Annotated in this window: 1 pseudogene; it reads right to left on the bottom strand. The window is 61.6% G+C overall.

From position 1 onward, the window contains the following. Nucleotides 1–21 precede the first annotated feature (21 nt). Nucleotides 22–734: pseudogene (locus KBI52_RS01185) on the bottom strand (IS5 family transposase). Nucleotides 735–831 lie beyond the last annotated feature (97 nt).

The raw sequence follows: 831 nt of genomic DNA, 5'->3' as shown, positions 1-831 counted from the left end.
CGACCTAAGGCTTGTGGGGATTCATCGTGAGTTGATGACGGCGGCGGCGAGGTAGATCATAGCCTCGAAGCTTTGGTCGGTTTTGCATGCGCGCATGGCGATCCGCTTGAACTCTTTGAGTTTGCAGAAGAAGTTTTCGATGAGGTGGCGCCATTTGTACATTTCGGCGTCCATCGGGATGGGCTGGGCCCGGCGCGGATGCTGGGAGATGACGATCTTGGCGCCGCGCTCGTTGAGATCGGCGACGATGGCGTTGCTGTCGAACGCTTTGTCCGCGATGAGGCCCCCGAACGCGACGCCGTCGATCAGCGGGGCAACGCCAATGCTGTCGAACCGGTGGCCCGGCATCAGGCGAAAGCGCACGAGGTTGCCCAAGGCGTCGGTCAGGGCCAGAATCTTGGTTGTCATGCCGCCCTTGGAGCGGCCGATGGCCTGGCTCTGAGTCCCCCTTTTGCGCCCTGCCCGTGGCGGTGAACCTTGACGATGGTGGCGTCGACCATGGCATATTCCATGTCCGGCTCCTCGGACACGGCATCGAAGATCCGTTTGAAAACATCGGCCTTGCGCCAGTCGCTGAAGCGCCGGAACACGGTGCTCCAGTTGCCGAAGAGCGCAGGCAGATCACGCCACGGACTGCCGGTGCGCACAATCCAGAGCACGGCCTCGATAAACAGCCGATTGTCCGTGCCGCTGCGCCCAGGATCGCTCGGCTTGCCAAGACAATGCGGCTCCATCTTCGCCCATTGGGCGTCCGTCAGTACAAAGCGGTCCATCCAGAGCGTGAATCACACTCGCGCCCAAAGGGGAATCCCAAATCCCCACAGGCCTTAG

The sequence above is a fragment of the Microvirga sp. HBU67558 genome (assembly GCF_018069605.1).
Taxonomy (GTDB): Bacteria; Pseudomonadota; Alphaproteobacteria; order Rhizobiales; family Beijerinckiaceae; genus Microvirga; species Microvirga terrae.
This window is presented reverse-complemented; position numbering and strand designations above follow the sequence as displayed.